15 protein-coding genes are annotated in these 14,651 nt (G+C 71.2%); 8 read left to right on the top strand and 7 right to left on the bottom strand.

Annotated features, from left to right (window positions below):
* Positions 1–43 precede the first annotated feature (43 nt).
* On the bottom strand, positions 44–2,332 hold the full coding sequence (locus EV284_RS25950) for a transglycosylase domain-containing protein (protein WP_130338219.1): 2,289 nt from the start codon (positions 2,330–2,332) through the stop codon (positions 44–46).
* Between the two features lie 521 nt (positions 2,333–2,853).
* On the opposite strand from EV284_RS25950, the gene wblA reads away from it, so the two are divergent.
* A complete protein-coding gene (gene wblA, locus EV284_RS25960; RefSeq protein WP_030811461.1) occupies positions 2,854–3,192 on the top strand; it encodes a transcriptional regulator WblA in 339 nt (112 codons plus the stop codon).
* An 85-nt stretch (positions 3,193–3,277) separates the two neighbouring features.
* Here wblA and EV284_RS25965 read toward each other — a convergent pair whose 3' ends face one another.
* The 3 genes from EV284_RS25965 to EV284_RS25975 form a co-directional block, all read right to left on the bottom strand.
* Positions 3,278–4,606, bottom strand: a complete 1,329-nt coding sequence (locus EV284_RS25965) for an ArsA-related P-loop ATPase (protein WP_130338221.1) — start codon at positions 4,604–4,606, stop codon at positions 3,278–3,280.
* Positions 4,603–5,580, bottom strand: coding sequence for an ArsA-related P-loop ATPase (locus tag EV284_RS25970; RefSeq protein WP_130338223.1), 978 nt, complete (start codon positions 5,578–5,580; stop codon positions 4,603–4,605). Before EV284_RS25970 ends, EV284_RS25965 begins: the two co-directional genes overlap by 4 nt.
* 119 nt (positions 5,581–5,699) lie before the next feature.
* On the bottom strand, positions 5,700–7,046 hold the full coding sequence (locus tag EV284_RS25975; RefSeq protein ID WP_130338225.1) for a phospholipase D-like domain-containing protein: 1,347 nt from the start codon (positions 7,044–7,046) through the stop codon (positions 5,700–5,702).
* Between the two features lie 260 nt (positions 7,047–7,306).
* Between EV284_RS25975 and EV284_RS25980 the strand changes: the two genes are divergently transcribed.
* From EV284_RS25980 to EV284_RS25995, 4 genes are all read left to right on the top strand, one after another.
* Positions 7,307–7,471 carry a DUF4177 domain-containing protein gene (locus EV284_RS25980; RefSeq protein ID WP_242625820.1) on the top strand — a complete coding sequence of 55 codons (165 nt, stop codon included), beginning with the start codon at positions 7,307–7,309 and terminating at the stop codon, positions 7,469–7,471.
* Complete coding sequence (locus EV284_RS25985; protein ID WP_130338229.1) at positions 7,468–7,932, top strand: RidA family protein; 465 nt, start codon at positions 7,468–7,470, stop codon at positions 7,930–7,932. Before EV284_RS25980 ends, EV284_RS25985 begins: the two co-directional genes overlap by 4 nt.
* Before the next feature lie 62 nt (positions 7,933–7,994).
* The gene (locus tag EV284_RS25990) at positions 7,995–8,885 is read left to right on the top strand and encodes an NUDIX hydrolase (RefSeq protein ID WP_130338231.1); all 891 of its coding nucleotides are present in this window, start codon (positions 7,995–7,997) and stop codon (positions 8,883–8,885) included.
* Positions 8,882–9,712 (top strand): MBL fold metallo-hydrolase, encoded by an 831-nt coding sequence (locus EV284_RS25995; protein ID WP_130338233.1) that lies wholly within the window; start codon positions 8,882–8,884, stop codon positions 9,710–9,712. Before EV284_RS25990 ends, EV284_RS25995 begins: the two co-directional genes overlap by 4 nt.
* Here the strand turns inward: EV284_RS25995 and EV284_RS26000 are convergent.
* The gene (locus EV284_RS26000; protein ID WP_130338235.1) at positions 9,709–10,524 is read right to left on the bottom strand and encodes a nucleotidyltransferase domain-containing protein; all 816 of its coding nucleotides are present in this window, start codon (positions 10,522–10,524) and stop codon (positions 9,709–9,711) included. The genes EV284_RS25995 and EV284_RS26000 overlap by 4 nt on opposite strands.
* Positions 10,525–10,577: 53 nt before the next feature.
* On the bottom strand, positions 10,578–11,252 hold the full coding sequence (locus tag EV284_RS26005; protein ID WP_030811441.1) for a Crp/Fnr family transcriptional regulator: 675 nt from the start codon (positions 11,250–11,252) through the stop codon (positions 10,578–10,580).
* Positions 11,253–11,563: 311 nt separating this feature from the next.
* On the opposite strand from EV284_RS26005, the gene nth reads away from it, so the two are divergent.
* From nth to EV284_RS26020, 3 genes are read left to right on the top strand one after another with little or no spacing between them, the layout of a single operon-like run.
* Positions 11,564–12,385, top strand: coding sequence for an endonuclease III (nth, locus tag EV284_RS26010; RefSeq protein ID WP_242625821.1), 822 nt, complete (start codon positions 11,564–11,566; stop codon positions 12,383–12,385).
* A gap of 51 nt (positions 12,386–12,436) precedes the next feature.
* Positions 12,437–13,132, top strand: coding sequence for a CoA pyrophosphatase (locus EV284_RS26015; RefSeq protein WP_130338237.1), 696 nt, complete (start codon positions 12,437–12,439; stop codon positions 13,130–13,132).
* Between the two features lie 57 nt (positions 13,133–13,189).
* Positions 13,190–14,389 carry a MarP family serine protease gene (locus EV284_RS26020; protein ID WP_130338239.1) on the top strand — a complete coding sequence of 400 codons (1,200 nt, stop codon included), beginning with the start codon at positions 13,190–13,192 and terminating at the stop codon, positions 14,387–14,389.
* A gap of 30 nt (positions 14,390–14,419) precedes the next feature.
* Here the strand turns inward: EV284_RS26020 and EV284_RS33430 are convergent, their stop codons facing one another.
* Positions 14,420–14,602 (bottom strand): hypothetical protein, encoded by a 183-nt coding sequence (locus EV284_RS33430; protein ID WP_078858501.1) that lies wholly within the window; start codon positions 14,600–14,602, stop codon positions 14,420–14,422.
* Between the last annotated feature and the right edge of the window lie 49 nt (positions 14,603–14,651).

Here is a 14,651-nt window from a genome sequence, read left to right on the forward strand (position 1 = left end):
GGCCGCACCTTCGAAAGGGTGCGGCCCCGCTGTCGTACCGGGCTCAGTTCCGGCGTCCGCCGTTGGCGTTGCCCTGGGCCGTCCCCGGCTTGGTCGGCTTCGGCTGCCCGGCGCCCGGGCGGCCGCCGTTGTTGCCGCCGTTCCCGCCGGTCAGGCCGCCGAAGAGGCCGCCGATCAGGCCGCCGCCCGGCGTGCCCTGCCGCCCGCCGTTGTCATTGCCGTCACCCCGGCCGCCGTCACCCCGGCCGTCGCCCTTGTCCTGGTCGTCGGGGATGTCGATCGTGTTGAAGTCGGGCGCGTCCTTGCCCACCAGGGCACCGGACATCGCGTCCCGCCAGATCGGACCCGGCACGCCACCGCCGAAGACCAGGTCGTGGTACGCCCCGCCGATGGTGATGCCGATCATCTTCACGTTCTGCCGGGCGCTGCCGACCCAGACCGCGCCGGACATGTTCGGGGTGTAGCCGACGAACCAGGCGTTCTTCCGCTCGTCCGTCGTACCCGTCTTGCCCGCGCTGTCCCGGTCGTTCAGGCCCGCCTCCTGGCCGGTACCGGAGTCGATCACGTCCCGGAGCAGGGTGTTGACCGTGTCCGCCGTCTTCTCGCTCATCGCCCGCGTGCACGTGGACTTCGGCACCGGCAGCGACTTCTCCTCGTCACCGGACTTCTCGGTGATCGACTCGATGGCGACCGGGGTGCAGTACGTACCGCGCGAGGCGAAGGTGGCGTACGCGTTGGCCATGGTCAGCGGGGAGAGGCCGATGGCGCCGAGCGCGATGGCCGGCGTCTGCGGCAGCTTCGAGCCGTCGCCCTGCACCACGTGCAGCTTGTCGGCCATCTTGGCCACCGGGCACAGCCCGATGTCGGAGATGAGCTGCACGAAGTAGGTGTTGACCGACTTGGCCATCGCCTCCTTCATGCGGTACGGGCCCTTCTCGGACTCGTTCTCGTTCTCCGCCATCTCCTTCTCGGTGTTCCGGTACGGCGTCGAGCCGCACCGCTGCACCGGGCTCGGGTACGCCATCTTGTACGGCGCCGAGTACGCCTGCGTCGGCGGCTTGCCGCCCTCGATCGCGGCCGCCGCCACGAACGGCTTGAACGTCGAACCGGTCGGGAAGCCGAAGTTGGAGCCGCCCAGGTCCCGGTCGACCGAGAAGTTGTACTCCGTCTCGTCCTTGCCGTAGCCGAACGGCTTCGACTGGCCCATCGCCAGCACCTTGCCGGTCCCCGGCTGCACCAGGGTCGCGGCCGCGGCGACCGGGTCGGACTTGTAGACGTGGTCCTTGAGCGAGTCCTGCACCGACTTCTGCGCCTGCGGGTCCAGCGTCGTACGGATCGTCAGGCCGCCCTTGTTCCAGAGCTTGGCGCGCTCCTCGCGGGTCTTGCCGAAGACCGGGTCGGTGAGGAAGACGTTCTCGACGTACTTGCAGAAGAAGGCCGAGTCGCGGGTCGCGGTGATGCAGCCGTTCTTGGGGTGACTGACGCGCAGGCCCAGCGGCTGCTTGCCGGCGCGGTCGGCCTCGGCCTGGGAGATGTCGCCCAGGTCGGCCATGCGCTGGAGCACGGTGTTGCGCCGCTTGGTGGCCTCGGCCTCGTCGTTGACCGGGTCGTAGCGGCTCGGGGACTGCACGATGCCCGCCAGCAGGGCGGACTCCTGGAGGTTGAGGTCCTTGGCGTGCTTGGAGAAGTAGCGCTGGGCCGCGGCCTCGACGCCGTACGACTGCTCGCCGAAGAAGGTGATGTTGAGGTAGTTCTCCAGGATCTTCTTCTTGCCGAGCTTCTCCTCGATCTGGATCGCGTACTTCAGCTCGCGGACCTTGCGGCCGAGGGTCTGCTGGGTGGCCTGGGCGACCTTGGTCGGGTCGTCGCCGGCCTCCTCGATGAAGTAGTTCTTCACGAGCTGCTGGGTGAGGGTGGACGCGCCCTGGGCCACGCCCCCGCTCTGCGCGTTCTTGTTCAGCGCGCGCAGCACGCCCTTGAGGTCGATCGCACCGTGCTGGTAGAAGCGCGAGTCCTCGATGGCGACGATGGACTTCTGCATGTACGGCGAGATGTCCTTCAGCTCCACCACCGTGCGGTCACGGGAGTAGACGGTGGCCATCTGGTTGCCCCGGCTGTCCAGTATGGTCGTCCGCTGGCTGAGCTGGGGGCTCTTGAGGTTGGCCGGGATCTCGTCGAAGCCCTGCACCGAGCCCTTCGCGGCAAGGCCCAGCGCCCCGGCGGCCGGCAGTGCGATCCCCGCCGTCACCGCCCCCGCGAGCACGCTGACACCGAGGAACTTGGCGGCCTGCTGCGTGGCCGACAGACCACCGCCCGAGCGCTTCTTTGGCATGGGGGCAGCCTAATCCGTGGTGATAAGCGTTCCGGGGGAGCGACGGGCCCCCGGGCGGTTCGGGTGCAGGATCGTGACGTCCGGTCGGGTGGCGGGAGGGCATGACGGCGCGGCGAAGCGGGGCCCAGGTTGTCATTCGCCGGACACACGCGCAGGCGTTGGCCTAAGCTGCGTTCAACTGTCACAGCGGCGCGGCCAGGTAGCAATACGTCCGGCGACCCCGAATCGCTCCGGAGAGCCCCGACTTCCCGACGGGGACGTGCCCGAAACCGCCTCGTGTGTCACTCGGCGCCCCATGTGCCGCATCGCAACCGTCCCGCTTTGCCGGGATGATCACGCATGTCGCCCGCTCACTCCTCCGGGTGATCTGCCGCTTACCCATAGTCCGTTCGGGCCATTCAAGATTGGGCCCGAAGGGGGTGTTGCGCTGTCCGCGCCTTCCGTAACGTCCTCAACTGGCGGCGGTGAATATGCCGCTGCCGCCGTGGGGGAGCCTCGATTCGGGAGAGGACGGCGCCGGTATGGGCTGGGTTACCGACTGGAGTGCGCAGGCCGCCTGCCGCACTACCGATCCGGATGAACTGTTCGTGCAGGGAGCAGCGCAGAACAGGGCCAAGGCGGTGTGCACCGGATGCCCGGTGCGCACGGAGTGCCTGGCCGACGCGCTGGACAACCGCGTCGAGTTCGGCGTGTGGGGAGGCATGACGGAGCGCGAGCGCCGGGCGCTGCTGCGCCGCCGGCCGACCGTGAGCTCCTGGCGGCGGCTGCTGGAGACCGCCCGCTCGGAGTACGAGCGCGGCACGGGAATCGTGCCCCTCGACGACGACGAGGTCTACGAGAACTACGCGGCCGTGAGCTGACGGCTTGCCTCCGGCATAGACCGGCGGCACCGACGGCCCGCACGGACGCGCTGCACAGGGGCGTGTCCGCACGCGCCGGGGGCCGCTAGGACAGTTCCGTGTGCCCTGCCGCGAGGCGGTCGCCGATGTCGCGCAGGCCCGTGAGGTCGTGGACGTCGCCGGGGAGCGCGGGCACTTCCACGATGGCCACCTCGGGGTGGTGGCTGATGAAACGGTCCCGCGTGCGCTGTTCGCGCGCGAGCAGCCGCATGCGTTCCGCGTGCAGGCGCAGCAGACCGGCGGTCAGCTCGTCCACGGGCCGGTCCGGTCCCGCGGCGGAACCCTCCGGGCCGGAATCTGAACTTCCTTCTGTTTCGGGGGAGTTACGAACGTCAGCATTCCCGTCCGTCTGATCCACAATGCCGGGCTCCGCAAGATTTTCCGCGGCGGCGAGCGCCCGCTCGGCCGACAGCCGGGTGGCGCCGCTGCCGTGGACCCGGTTGAGCACCAGACCGACCAGCGGCATCTTCTCGGCCGCCAGCCGCTCCACGAAGTACGCCGCCTCGCGCAGCGCGTCCCGCTCGGGCGCGGCCACCACCAGGAACGCCGTCCCCGGCGCCTGCAGCAGCTTGAAGGTGGCGTCCGCTCGGGTACGGAAGCCACCGAAGGTGGTGTCCATGGCGGAGACGAACGTCTGGGCGTCCTTCAGGAGCTGGCCGCCCAGCACCTTGCCCAGGGTCCCGGTCATCATCGACATCCCCACGTTCAGGAACGCCATCCCGGCGCGGCCGCCCAGCTTGGCCGGCGCGGTCAGCAACCGGATCAGCTTGCCGTCCAGGAACGAGCCGAGCCGCTTGGGCGCGTCCAGGAAGTCCAGGGCGTTGCGCGAGGGCGGGGTGTCGACGACGATCAGGTCCCACTCGTCCTCGGCGCGGAGCTGGCCGAGCTTCTCCATCGCCATGTACTCCTGCGTGCCCGCGAAGCCGCCGGAGACCGTCTGGTAGAAGGGGTTCGCCAGGATCTGGGCCGCCCGCTCGGGGTCCGTGTGCGACTCCACGACCTCGTCGAAGGTGCGCTTCATGTCGAGCATCATGGCGTGCAGTTCGCCGGGCTCGGCGCTCTCGCCGGGGGCCTCCCGCCGGCGGTCCTCGGTGCCCTTGACCCGGCGCGGCACATTGTCGAGGGAGTCGATGCCCATCGACTGGGCCAGCCGCTTGGCGGGGTCGATGGTGAGGACGACCACCTTGCGGCCGCGCTCGGCGGCCCTGAGCGCCAGCGCCGCGGCCGTGGTCGTCTTGCCGACGCCGCCGGAGCCGCAGCACACCACGATCCGGGTCTCGGGATCGTCCAGCAGCGCGTCCACGTGCAGGGTCGGCGCGGGGGACCGGCCGGAGCGCGCGTCCGGGTCCGCGGCGGTCTGCGGCTCCTGGCTCATGACAACCCCTGCTTCCGCAACTCGAGGGCCAGTGCGTACAGGCCCGTCAGGTCCATGTCCTCGGCGAGCAGCGGCAGCTCGTCCACCCGCAGGTCCAGCTCGCCGAGGACCGCGCGCTGCTCCTGCTCCAGGGCGTGCCGCTCGGCGTACTCGGCGGCCTGCCCCAGCAGCGGGTCGACCAGCCGCTCGGCGTGCCCGCCGCGCCGCGCTCCGCCCAGGCCCGCCGAGGACAGCGCGCGGGCGACAGCGGTGTGCGGGACGGTACGGGCCAGGTCCAGCTCGGCCGCGTCCAGCACCTCGGGGCGGACCATGTTCACGATGACGCGGCCCACCGGCAGACCCGCCGCACGCAGTTCGGCGATGCCGTCGGCGGTCTCCTGGACCGGCATCTCCTCCAGCAGCGTGACGAGGTGCACGGCCGTCTCCGTGGACTTCAGCACCCGCATCACGGCCTGCGCCTGATTGTGTATGGGGCCGATCTTGGCGAGGCCGGCCATCTCGTCGTTGACGTTCAGGAAGCGGGTGATGCGGCCGGTGGGGGGAGCGTCCATCACGACGTGGTCGTAGAGGAACTCGCCCTTCTTGTCCTTGCGGCGCACCGCCTCGCACGCCTTGCCGGTCAGCAGGACGTCCCGCAGGCCGGGGGCGATGGTGGTCGCGAAGTCTATGGCGCCGATCTTTCTCAGCGCGCGGCCGGCGCCGCCGAGTTTGTAGAACATCTGGAGGTAGTCCAGAAGCGCCTGTTCGGCGTCGATGGCGAGGGCATACACCTCTCCTCCGCCGGGAGCGGTGGCGATCTTCCGCTCCTCGTAGGGCAGCGCCTCGGTCCCGAAGAGCTGCGCGATGCCTTGCCGGCCCTCCACCTCGACGAGAAGCGTCCGCTTCCCCTCGTCGGCGAGGGCCAGCGCTAGAGCGGCGGCGACCGTCGTCTTTCCGGTCCCGCCCTTGCCGCTGACGACCTGGAGCCTGCTCACGTCTTCGAGCCTAACCAGTCCGGGCGACACTCACGCGGGAGGCTGTGGATAACAGCGACTACGGTCGACCTATACCCAAGCAGACATATGTATGCATATGGCCGGTTGTCCGGTCAGGCTCAGTTGCAGCCGGCCGGGGACCAGGTCCCTTCGATCCAGGTGCAAGTGGCGCTCGGAAGAGCCGACTTGAAGAAGTTCTCGTAGGTGTCGAAGGCTGTCGAGTCCTCGAGCTTCACGAAGGTCTCGTCACTGTCGCGCAGTGAGTTGAAGGTGTAGTTGTGGCTGCCGGTCCAGAGGATCTTGCGGTCGCGCACCTGCGCGGAACCGTCGTCGTAGCCGCCCTTGACCAGCAGGAACTTCGAGTGGAACGGGGTCGCGTCGTTCGCCGACTCGGGGAAGGTGTGGACCACTGGGCCGTTGTAGGCGTTGAAGGGAGCGGTGAGCGCCGCGGTCACCTTCCTGGAGGCGTCGGTGGACGTCATGGCGCTGTAGCCCTTGGGGAGCTGGTAGAGGACCTCCACCCAGCATCCGTCCTGGTCGAGGCTCTGCAGCTTCTTGGCGATCTCGTAGCGGCTGAACAGGTTCATCCCGACGCGGACGACGGTACGTCCGTCGCTGGTGCCGAAGCCGGGAGAGTTGCCCTTGCAGACGACGCCGTTGAGACGGCTGATCACGGAGTCGGTGGCCGGTTCGGAAGGCCAGTCGGGGTTCTGCGACGCCTCGGGGAAGAAGTAGGCCTTCGCGTTGCCCGACTCCACCGTGCGGTAGTAGTCGTTGTCGGGACCCATGGCCGTGAGGTCGGTGTGGTAGGCGGCGTAGCCGTTGTACAGGCCCGCGTTGCCGTTGATCTGGGCGGCGCTGTTCCAGGCCCCGAAGCCGCCGACCTTGGCGCGGGCGTCCAGGTTCTCCGAGGACTGCACGACGACGTTGGCCGTGCCGTCCGTCAGCCTGGAGAACAGGAAGAACTTGTTGTGGTTGATCGAGTGGACCGAGTCCTGGTCCGGGTTCGCCGGGTCCGTCGACGGTGTCTGCCGGTCACGGGTGCCGATGCAGCCGACGCCCACGGGGCACGACACGGCGTAGGACGCGGCCGTCGTGGTGGCCCCGATGTGGTCCTGGAGTTCCCGGAAGGCCGTGTAGTGGGTGGCCGACTCGTCGGACAGGTGGTCCACGACGACCTTGACGCGCACTCCCCGGTCGGCCGCGCTCTCCAGGGCCCGCGCGATGTCCAGGTCGTTGAATATGTACATCGCGACCCGGATGTCGGCCCCGGAGGGTGTCCGGCCGACGAGGTCGAGAACCCGGCTCTTGATGGCGTTCGGGTTCGAGGGTGAGCTGACCACCGCGCTGGAGCCGGTGTCCGCCGCGGCGGACGTGGCGTCGACGAGCGAAGCGCCGCACAGGAGCGCCAGGACACCCGTGGACGCGGTGAGCCGCCTGGTCAGTGTGCCGACCTGTATTGACATGTACCCCTCCCAAACTTCGGCGCCACACGCTAGCAGCGAATCGAAGATGGGTTCGAGGTTCGGGTCTTTGTCCTATTCCGGGAGGGGGCGTGCTGGCCGGCCCGGGGGCGAATCGCGCGGCCGGTCGAGGCCGGCCGTGTTAGCGGCGCGCTGTGCGGCCGGGCTAGCCTCGCTCTTGTTCTGACGAGCGGCTGGTTGTCGCGCGCGCCCCGCCGGGCGCGTGATCATCGCTCGTTCCCCGCGGAAACATGAGGTTCTCGGTGTCACTCGTCAAGTACGAATACGCAACTGTGCCGCTGCTCGTCCACGCCACGAAGCAGATCCTGGACACCTGGGGCGAGGACGGCTGGGAGCTCGTCCAGGTGGTGCCCGGGCCCAACCCCGAGCAGCTCGTCGCCTACCTGAAGCGCGAGAAGCAGGCGTGAGCGCGGTCGAGGCCCGGCTCGCCGACCTCGGTCTGACGCTGCCGGAGGTCGTGCCGCCGCTGGCCGCCTACCAGCCCGCCGTGCGCTCCGGGGAGTACGTCTACACCGCGGGCCAGCTCCCGATGGTGGACGGACAGCTCCCGGTCACGGGCAAGGTCGGCGCCGAGGTCACGGCCGAGGAGGCCAAGGGCCTGGCCCGGACCTGCGCGCTGAACGCGCTGGCCGCCGTCAAGTCCGTCGCGGGCGACCTGGACCGGATCGCCCGCGTGGTGAAGGTGACCGGTTTCGTCGCCTCCGCCGCCGACTTCACCGGCCAGCCCGGTGTCCTCAACGGTGCCAGCGAGCTGCTCGGCGAGGTCCTCGGCGACAAGGGCGTGCACGCCCGCAGCGCGGTCGGTGTCGCGGTGCTTCCGCTGGACGCTCCCGTCGAGGTCGAGATCCTGGTCGAGCTGCTCCCGTAGCCCGTCCGGACTCCGGTCCGGTACCTCTCGAACATCTGCCCTGTTCGGGATAGCCTCCGCCCATGGCGAACGGTCAGTGGTACCCCCCGGAGTGGCCCGACCGCATCCGCGCCCTCGCGGACGGCACGCTCACTCCCGTCGTCCCCCGGCGGGCGGCGACCGTGCTGCTGCTCAGGGACACCCCGGCCGGACCGGCCGTCCACATGCTGCGCAGACGCGCCTCCATGGCCTTCGCCGGAGGCGCGTACGCGTATCCGGGCGGCGGCGTCGACCCGCGCGACGACGACCACCACGTCCGCTGGGCGGGCCCCACGCGCGCGTGGTGGGCGGACCGGCTCGGCATGGAGAAGGGCGACGAATCGGGCGCCCAGGCGATCGTCTGCGCGGCCGTGCGCGAGACCTACGAGGAAGCCGGCGTCCTGCTCGCCGGGACCGGCCCGGACACGGTCGTCGGCGACACCAGCGGTGACGACTGGGAGGCGGACCGGCTCGCCCTCGTCGCGCACGAGCTGTCCTTCGCGGAGTTCCTGGACCGCCGGGGGCTCGTCCTGCGCTCCGACCTGCTGGGCGCGTGGACCCGGTGGATCACCCCGGAGTTCGAGTCCCGCCGCTACGACACCTGGTTCTTCGTCGCCGCCCTGCCCGAGGGCCAGCGCACCCGCGACCTGTCCACCGAGGCCGACCGCACGGTGTGGACCCGGCCCGCCGAGGCCGCCGCCGGGTACGACAGGGGCGACCTGCTGATGATGCCGCCCACCATCGCCACCCTGCGCCAGCTCCTGCCCTACGCCACGGCCGCCGAGGCGCTCGCGGCCGCGCCGGACCGCGATCTCACCCCGGTGCTGGCGCGGGCCCGGCTGCTGGACGGCAGGGTGGAGCTGAGCTGGCCGGGGCACGACGAGTTCACCAAGCACGTCCCGGCCGCTCCGGGCCCGAGGGGAGGGGCGGCATGACCGACGCCGCCGCCCTGCCGGGCCAGCCCCGCGACGCGGTCCGCTCGGGCCGGGCCACCGAGCGCGCCGTCAACGTGCTCGCGCCCAACGCCTCGCCCATGACGCTGGACGGCACCAACACCTGGATCGTCGCGGAGCCCGACTCCGACCTCGCCGTGGTCATCGACCCCGGCCCGCTGGACGACGGCCATCTGCGCGAGGTCGTGGACACCGCCGAGAAGGCCGGCAAGCGGATAGCGCTCACCCTGCTGACCCACGGGCACGCCGACCACGCGGAAGGCGCGTCCCGGTTCGCCGCGATCACCGGCACGCGCGTGCGTGCGCTCGACCCGGCGCTGCGGCTCGGGGACGAGGGGCTGGCGGCCGGGGACGTGGTCACGGCCGGCGGACTCGAACTGCGCGTCATACCGACGCCCGGCCACACCGCGGACTCCCTGAGCTTCCACATCCCGGCCGACCGGGCGGTTCTCACCGGCGACACCATCCTCGGGCGCGGCACGACCCTGGTCGCCCATCCCGACGGGCGCCTCGGGGAGTACCTGGCCTCCCTGCGCCGGCTGCGCTCGCTGACCGTGGACGACGGCGTGCACACCGTCCTGCCGGGCCACGGGCCGGTCCTGGAGGACGCCCAGGGCGCCGTCGAGTTCTACCTCGCCCACCGCGCCCACCGCCTCGCCCAGGTCGAGACGGCCGTCGAGAACGGCCACCGCACCGCCGAGGCCGTCGTCGCCCACGTCTACGCCGACGTCGACCGCTCCCTGTGGCCGGCGGCGGAGCTGTCGGTACGGGCCCAGCTGGACTACCTGGGCGAGCACGGGCTCATCTAGGAGGCGCCCTTCGTGCCGTGCACGCGCGCGTACTCCCCGGCGAGCCACGGGCCCAGGTCGTCCACGTAGCCGCGCAGGATCGCGGCGTCCCCGACGGGCTCGCGGCCGTAGCGGGCCGCGACGCGCATCTGGGCGGCCCGGCGCGGGTGGTAGACGCCGAAGACCTCCGCCATCTCTGCCAGGTCGCTCGTCCAGCCGTTCCAGCGGGGCATGACCAGGGTGAAGCCGGTGCGCACCAGGTGCCGGGACATGAACCGGACCAGCGGACGCCGGGCCTCCTCCGTGTCGGCGGCCCCCGCGATCCGCTCGCGCCAGCGCGGGAGCAGACCGGCCAGGTCGCCGTTGGTCTCGCGGGCGAGGCGGGGGGTCGGCCGGTAGCGGGGCAGGCGCCCGGCGAGGTCGTCCCCGAGCAGCGGGGTGCACAGGCAGGCCAGGAACCAGCCCATGTCGTACCGCTCGCCCTCGCTCAGCAGCCGGGCCTCGCTGAAGAGCAGCGGGCCCGCGCCGTCGATCTCGGGGAACTCCCGGTCCAGTGCCGTGGCGAGGGCCGCCGCCGCGGTGCGGTCGGCTTCGGTGGGCTCGCCGCGCAGGGCGACCAGGAGGTCCAGGTCGCTGCGCCCCACGCGCGCGGTGCCGCGCGGGACGGACCCGTAGAGGTAGCCGCTGTGCAGCCGCGCCCCGAAGGTCTCTGTCAGCCCGTCCCGCGCGGCGGCCACGACGGGGCGGAACGCGTCCTGCACGCGCGCGAGGGAGCCTTCACGGGCGATGAACCCCTCGGCGTCGAGGCCGTGGGGGGCTGGTGGTCCGGGCATGCGGACACTGTGCACCGCCGACGGCGGCGGTGCAGGTCAATTACGGACAGGCGTCAGCGGGACCGCTTGGCGAGGCGCTCGACGTCCAGCAGGATCACCGCGCGGGCCTCCAGGCGGAGCCAGCCGCGCTGCGCGAAGTCGGCCAGGGCCTTGTTGACGGTCTCGCGGGAGGCGCCGACCAGCTGGGCCAGCTCCTCCTGGGTGAGGTCGTGCACCACGTGGATGCCTTCCTCGGACTGCACGCCGAAGCGGCGCGAGAGGTCCAGCAGGGCGCGGGCGACACGGCCGGGCACGTCGGAGAAGACCAGGTCGGACATGGCGTCGTTGGTCTTGCGCAGCCGGCGGGCGACGGCACGCAGCAGGGCGCCGGCGACCTCGGGGCGGACGTTCAGCCAGGGCTGGAGGTCGCCGTGGCCGAGGCCGAGCAGCTTGACCTCGGTCAGCGCGGTCGCGGTGGCCGTACGCGGGCCGGGGTCGAACAGCGACAGCTCACCGATCAGCTCGCTGGGGCCGACCACCGCCAGCATGTTCTCCCGCCCGTCGGGGGAGGTGCGGTGCAGCTTGACCTTGCCCTCGGTGACGACGTAGAGCCGGTCGCCGGGGTCGCCCTCGTGGAAGAGGGAGTCGCCACGGGCGAGGGTCACCTCGCTCATGGAGGCGCGCAGCTCCGCGGACTGCTCGTCGTCAAGAGCCGCGAAGAGCGGGTTGCGCCGCAGAACGTCGTCCACGAGTTCTCTCCTTGTCGAGCTGCTCAGGGGATGTTCCTCCCCAGCGTGCCAGGGGACCGTGTTCCCCGTTTTCCCGGACGGTCCAAACAGTGTGATCTGTCACAAGGATGCCGCACTGGTGTCCCGGGGTAAGCGGCAGGGGTCCAATCGGGGGCCGATCTTCCGGGTCCGGCGCGGATGTCGGTGCCGGGCTCTAGGCTGGCCGGGTGTCCAAATCGCCGGTGAGAGCACAGGCCGAGGGGGCTGCGCGGGTGGTTGCACGACGTGATTCCGCCGTGGGCGAACAGGATTCCGATGGAAGTGGCAAAAAGGTGAAATCCATAAAAAAGGACTCCGCGAAGGCGGCCGGTGCGACGACCGGTGAATCGCACACCGCCCTGGTCCGCCGCGCCCGCCGGATCAACCGCGAACTCGCCGAGGTCTATCCGTACGCCCACCCCGAGCTGGACTTCGAGAACCCCTTCCAGCTCCTGGTCGCCACGGTCCTTTCGGCCCAGACCACCGACCTCCGCGTCAACCAGACGACCCCGGCGCTGTTCGCCAAGTACCCCACCCCGGAGGACCTCGCGGCGGCCGACCCCGCCGAGGTGGAGGAGATCCTGCGGCCCTGCGGCTTCTTCCGGGCCAAGACGCGCTCGGTCATCGGGCTGTCCAAGGCGCTCGTGGAGGACTTCGGCGGTGAGGTCCCCGGCAGGCTGGAGGACCTCGTCAAGCTGCCCGGAGTCGGCCGCAAGACCGCCTTCGTGGTCCTGGGCAACGCCTTCGGCCGGCCCGGCATCACCGTGGACACCCACTTCCAGCGGCTGGTGCGGCGCTGGAAGTGGACCGAGGAGACCGAGCCCGAGAAGATCGAGGCCGCGGTCGGCGAGCTGTTCCCCAAGAAGGACTGGACCGACCTCTCCCACCACGTGATCTGGCACGGCCGCCGGATCTGCCACGCCCGCAAGCCCGCCTGCGGCGCCTGCCCGATCGCCCCCCTCTGCCCGTCCTACGGCGAGGGCGAGACCGACCCGGACAAGGCGCGCAAGCTCCTCAAGTACGAGAAGGGCGGCTTCCCCGGCCAGCGGCTCAACCCGCCCCGGTCCTACCTGGACGCGGGCGGCATCCCGGCCCCGCCGCTGGGGGCCGGATGAGGGGAACGATCACGGGGCAGTCGGGCGTTGGACACGGCATCAGGGGGTGGCATGACGTACACGCGTGACACGCACGAGAGCCCGGTGGCGCTGCGCAGGCAGGGGCTGCCGGGCTGGCTGGAGCCGGTGGCGCGGGCCGCCGAGACGGTCCAGCCGCTCCAGCTCAGCCGCTTCCTGCCGCCCGAGGACGGCGGCGGCCGTCAGTCGGCGGTGCTGATCCTCTTCGGCGAGGGCGAGCGCGGCCCCGAGCTGCTGCTGATGGAGCGCTCCGGCTCGCTGCGCTCCCACGCGGGCCAGCCCTCCTTCCCCGGCGGCGCCCTCGACGCCGTGGACGGCGACCCCAAGACCGACGGCCCGCTGCGGGCGGCCCTGCGCGAGGCGGAGGAGGAGACCGGGCTCGACCCCGCCGGCGTCCAGCTCTTCGGGGTGCTGCCCGCCCTCTACATCCCGGTCAGCGAGTTCGTCGTCACCCCGGTCCTCGGCTGGTGGCGTGAGCCCAGCCCGGTCGGGGTGGTCGACCCGGGCGAGACGGCGCGCGTCTTCACCGTCCCCGTGGCGGATCTCACGGACCCCGCCAACCGCGCGACCACCGTGCACCCCAGCGGGTTCCGCGGCCCGGCATTCCTGGTCGAATCGGCGCTCGTGTGGGGGTTCACGGCCGGCGTCATCGACCGGCTGCTGCACTACGCGGGCTGGGAGCGCCCCTGGGACCGGACCCGGCAGGTCCCGCTCGACCGCTGGTCATGACAGGGTGTCGTGCGTGTTCGTTACCGCGGGGAAAGTCGATGGGCGGGGCCTGAAGCGTTGAACGTGCTGGACATCCTGTTGCTGCTGGCCGCCGTCTGGTTCGCGGTCGTGGGTTACCGCCAGGGCTTCGTCGTCGGCATCCTGTCGGTGATCGGCTTCCTCGGCGGCGGTCTGCTCGCCGTCTGCGCGCTGCCTCCCGTCTGGGACGCGGTGACCGACAACGCCGAGGTCGGCACGGTGGCCGCCGTCGTCGCGGTCGTCGTCGTCATCGTGATCGCCTCCGTCGGCCAGGCCCTCACCACCCACCTGGGCAACAAGCTGCGCCGCCACATCACCTGGTCGCCGGCCCGCGCGCTGGACGCCACCGGAGGCGCCCTGGTCAACGTGGGCGCCATGCTGCTGGTCGCCTGGCTGATCGGCTCCGCGCTCGCCCAGACCACGCTGCCGACGCTCGGCCGCGAGGTCCGCGGCTCCAAGGTGCTGGTCGGGATGGACCAGGTGCTGCCGGTGCAGTCGGGCACCTGGTTCAAGGACTTCGGCTCGGTCCTCGCGCAGAACGGCTTCCCGCAGGTCTTCAGCCCCTTCTCCGACGAGCAGATCCGCGAGGTCCAGCCGCCGGACCCGGCCCTGGCGAGCAGCGCCGTGGCCGTCAGGGCCCAGCGCTCCATCGTCAAGGTCACCGGCACGGCCCGTAGCTGCGGCAAGGTGCTGGAGGGCAGCGGTTTCGTCTTCGGCGACCGGCGCGTGATGACCAACGCCCACGTCGTCGGCGGCGTCGACGAACCCACCGTCCAGATAGGCGGCGAGGGCCGCACGTACGACGCCACGGTCGTCCTCTACGACTGGCGGCGCGACATCGCCGTCCTGGACGTGCCCGACCTGAAGGCGCCCGTGCTCCGCTTCGCCTCGAAGGACGCCGGCAGCGGGGACGGCGCCATCGTGGCGGGCTTCCCGGAGAACGGCGCGTACGACGTGCGAGCGGCGCGGGTGCGCGGGCGCATCATGGCGAACGGCTCGGACATCTATCGCCGGGGCACGGTCGGCCGTGACGTGTACTCGCTTTTCACCACCGTCCGCGAGGGCAACTCCGGCGGCCCCCTGCTGACCCCTCAGGGCACCGTGTACGGCGTGGTGTTCGCCAAGTCGCGGGACGACGCCGAGACCGGTTACGCCCTCACCGCCGACGAGATCCGCCCGGACATCACGCGGGGGCGTACGGCCAACAGCCAGGTGGGTACCGACAACTGCGCCCTGTGAGGCGACCGCGTCCCGTGAGGTGACGCGGATTCAGGTGCGCGCGGTGTGACGCAGGCGCACGGAGACCCAGCGGGCCCGGCGGCGCAGGATACGCGGAATCCCCACCCTCGGGTCCGCCTCCGCGAGTTGCGGCGTTCCTGGTTGCGGCGAATCCGGCCCGGAGGCCGAGCGTCGTTCGCGGGGTGCGTCACCGTAGTCGTGCGTCCAGCCCATACCCCGACGTGTGCCCCCGCCCCAAGGTCAGTAACCGCCTCCGGGCCCC

Origin of the sequence: Streptomyces sp. BK022 (assembly GCF_004217355.1) — a bacterium.
Taxonomy (GTDB): domain Bacteria; phylum Actinomycetota; class Actinomycetes; order Streptomycetales; family Streptomycetaceae; genus Streptomyces; species Streptomyces griseoluteus.